This window comes from Collimonas fungivorans, from assembly GCF_028292705.1.
Taxonomy (GTDB): domain Bacteria; phylum Pseudomonadota; class Gammaproteobacteria; order Burkholderiales; family Burkholderiaceae_D; genus Collimonas; species Collimonas fungivorans_B.
Genome location: NZ_JAQGLV010000329.1, coordinates 1 through 3,401 on the forward strand (window position 1 = coordinate 1; position 3,401 = coordinate 3,401).

3 protein-coding genes and 2 pseudogenes are annotated in these 3,401 nt (G+C 60.2%); all 5 read left to right on the top strand.

All coding sequences use genetic code 11. The features are described 5' to 3' along the window. Positions 1 to 218, top strand: a pseudogene (locus JWQ61_RS18610) (sugar ABC transporter substrate-binding protein); the annotation flags it as partial. A gap of 143 nt (positions 219 to 361) precedes the next feature. Next, positions 362 to 1,291, top strand: a complete 930-nt coding sequence (locus tag JWQ61_RS18615) for a carbohydrate ABC transporter permease (RefSeq protein WP_304361807.1) — start codon at positions 362 to 364, stop codon at positions 1,289 to 1,291. A gap of 29 nt (positions 1,292 to 1,320) precedes the next feature. Then, a pseudogene (locus JWQ61_RS18620) lies at positions 1,321 to 2,103 on the top strand (carbohydrate ABC transporter permease); the annotation flags it as partial. Positions 2,104 to 2,111: 8 nt separating this feature from the next. Further along, positions 2,112 to 2,801 (top strand): HAD-IA family hydrolase, encoded by a 690-nt coding sequence (locus JWQ61_RS18625; RefSeq protein WP_304361809.1) that lies wholly within the window; start codon positions 2,112 to 2,114, stop codon positions 2,799 to 2,801. 82 nt (positions 2,802 to 2,883) lie between these two features. Further along, positions 2,884 to 3,401, top strand: a 518-nt coding sequence (locus JWQ61_RS18630; protein ID WP_304361810.1) for an ABC transporter ATP-binding protein, incomplete at its 3' end; no start/stop codon positions are given.

The window sequence follows — 3,401 nt, forward strand, 5'->3', positions numbered from 1 at the left end:
ACGCGATCCAGTCGGCGGACACCAAGGACGCCACCCTGCAGAAAGTGCCTTACACCGGCATCCAGTTCGTGACGATTCCCGAGTTCCAGTCGCTGGGCACGGTAGTCGGCCAGGCGATTGCCGGCGCACTGGCCGGCAAGTCGACTGTCGATGCTGCCTTGCAGACATCGCAGGCGCAGGCGGACCGAGTGATGCGCCAAGGACGGTACATTAAGTAACTGAGTAAGCAACCGAGCAAGCAATCAACAAAAACAGCAGGCCCGCAAGCGGACACCGACGTCCGCTTGCCCTTCCTTGCCGCTGCCGGACTCGGCCTTTGCCTGGTCCACCATCCGCAGCGCAAAAACGTAAGAGGTAAATCATGTCGACTCCTTCCGCCCAGGTCGCCAACGCGGCCGCGCCGGTACGGCCAAACGCCAGCAAATTCAAGCCGGTACGGCTGCTGCAAACGCCCTCGGTGTTCCTGCTGCTGTTATGGATGATCGTGCCGCTGGCGATGACGCTGTACTTCTCGGTCATCCGCTACAACCTGATGATGCCGGAAGCAACCGGTTTTGTCGGGCTGGACAATTATGCTTTCCTGTTCAACGATCCGGCCTTCTGGCCGTCGATCCTCAATACGCTGCTGCTGATCGGCTCGGTGCTGGTCATCAGCGTGGTCTCCGGCACGCTGCTGGCGGTGCTGTTCGACCAGCCGTTTTTCGGCCGCGGCATCGCCCGCCTGCTGGTGATCGGCCCGTTCTTCGTGATGCCCACCGTCGCCGCCCTGATCTGGAAAAACATGATCCTGCATCCGGTCTACGGCCTGCTGGCATGGGCCATGCGGCTGGTCGGCCTGGAGCCGATCGACTGGCTGGCCGAATATCCGATGCTGTCGGTGATTATGATCGTCGCCTGGCAATGGATTCCATTCGCCTTCCTGATCCTGCTGACAGCATTGCAGTCGCTCGACCTGGAACAGAAAGAAGCCGCACAGCTGGACGGCGCCGGACCGATCCGGGTGTTCTGGTATGTGGTGCTGCCCCACCTCAAGCGCGCGATCACTGTGGTCATCATGATCGAAACCATTTTCCTGCTGTCGATTTTCGCCGAAATCTTCACCACTACCGCCGGCGGCCCTGGCACTGCCACCACTAACCTGGCTTACCTGGTGTATTCGATCGGCTTGCAGCAGTTCGATATCGGCATCGCCTCGGCCGGCGGCATCATCGCCGTGGTCCTGGCCAATATTGTGTCGTTCTTCCTGGTACGGATGATGGCGAAGAACCTGAAAGGAGCGAACGAAAAATGAGCACTAAAAACAAAAACCGCCTGTGGCTGGGATTATTGGCATGGGCCTGCGCCATCATCCTGTTCTTCCCTATCTTCTGGGTTGCCATCACCGCCTTCAAGACCGAGCACCAGGCTTACGTGCCGACCCTGATCTTCTGGCCGACACTGGAAAGCTTCCATGAAGTGATGGCGCGCAGCAATTACATGAACTTTGTCGGCAATTCGCTGATCGTCTCGCTCGGTTCGACCATCCTGTCATTGCTGATCGCGGTGCCGGCAGCGTATGCGATGGCGTTCTTCCCTACCGCGCGGACCCAGAAGCTGCTGCTGTGGATGTTGTCGACCAAGATGATGCCGGCCGTCGGCGTGCTGATCCCGATCTACCTGCTGGCCAAGAATACCGGCCTGCTCGATACGGTGACCGGCCTGACCATCATCTACACCCTGATCAACCTGCCGATCGCGGTCTGGATGGCGTTCACCTATTTCAACGACGTGCCCAAGGAAATCCTGGAAGCGGCGCGCATCGACGGCGCCAACGCTTGGCAGGAAATGGTGTACCTGCTGCTGCCGACTTCCATGCCGGGCCTCGTCTCGACCGCCCTGCTGCTGATCATTCTGTCGTGGAACGAAGCGTTCTGGAGCATCAACCTGACCAGCGTCAGCGGCGCACCGCTGACCGTCTTCATCGCTTCCTATTCGAATCCGGAAGGACTGTTCTGGGCCAAGCTGTCAGCCGCATCGCTGCTGGCGATCGCTCCGATCATGGTGCTCGGCTGGCTGGCGCAAAAGCAGCTGGTGCGCGGCCTTACTTTCGGCGCGGTGAAGTGAGACCAACGATGACTGCACACATTAGTCACCTTATCTGCGATTGCGACGGCGTTTTGCTCGACAGCGAGAGCATTGCTCTCACTGTCCTGCATCGCGAGTTGACGCCGTATTTGCCACCGTCCATGTTGCAGGCCGGACCGGCGCTGCACAGCGCAATTGCCGAGCGGCTGGGCATGATGACCAACCTGCTGCTGGATGAAGTCGATATCGCGTTCAAATTGGGACTGGGCCCCGCGGACTACGACGCCATCAACCTCGCGGTAGGCCGCGCCTGCAGCGAGGAAGTCAATGCGGTGCCCGGAGTCAGAGAAGCACTCGCTGCAATCGCCCTGCCGAAAGCAGTCGCCAGCAACAGCAGCCTGGATCGGATCCACGCCGGCCTGCGGCGCTGCGATTTGCTGGGCCTGTTTGACGGCCACATCCATAGCGGCCATGACCTCGGCAGTCCGAAACCGGCGCCGGACGTCTACCTGGCTGCTGCGGCCGGCTTTGGCGTGGCGCCGCAGCAATGCATCGCTATCGACGACAGCATCACCGGCGTCCGTTCGGCAGTCGCCGCCGGCATCCGGGTCATCGGCTTCACCGGCGTGGCGCATGACCGCAAGCAAGCCGGCGCCCGGCTGCTGGCAGCCGGCGCCGAACGGATATTCGACGACATGCAGCAACTGACAGAGCTGCTCGGCAAACAGACGGCGTAATGCCATGCATTTTTACGCATTTTTATATTGAATCGCCGCCATCCGTGGCGGCGATCTATGAACAAAACAGAAGGAGACCATCATGGCAGGCGTAACGATCAGAAACCTCATCAAGAGCTACGACGACAATGAAGTCATGCGCGATATCAACCTCGACATCGAAGATGGCGAATTTGTCGTCTTCGTCGGCCCCAGCGGCTGCGGCAAATCGACTTTGCTGCGCATGATCGCCGGCCTGGAAGACATCAGCAGCGGCGACCTGTTCATCGGCGACACACGCATGAACGACGTGCCGCCGGCCAAGCGCGGCATCGCCATGGTGTTCCAGTCCTACGCGCTGTATCCGCACATGACGTTGTACGACAACATGGCGTTCGGCCTCAAGATCGCCGGCAAATCGAAAGCCGAGATCGACACCGCGGTGCAGCGCGCCGCCAAGACTTTGCATATCGATCATCTGCTGGATCGCAAGCCGAAAGCCTTGTCAGGCGGCCAGCGCCAGCGGGTCGCCATCGGCCGCGCCATCACGCGCGAGCCTAGCGTATTCCTGTTCGACGAACCGTTATCGAACCTGGATTCCGCCTTGCGGGTCAAGATGCG

Coding starts and splice junctions, on each gene's coding strand:
- JWQ61_RS18615 (WP_304361807.1), top strand. CDS start 362: ATGTCGACTCCTTCCGCCCAGGTCGCCAACGCGGCCGCGCCGGTACGG.
- JWQ61_RS18625 (WP_304361809.1), top strand. CDS start 2,112: ATGACTGCACACATTAGTCACCTTATCTGCGATTGCGACGGCGTTTTG.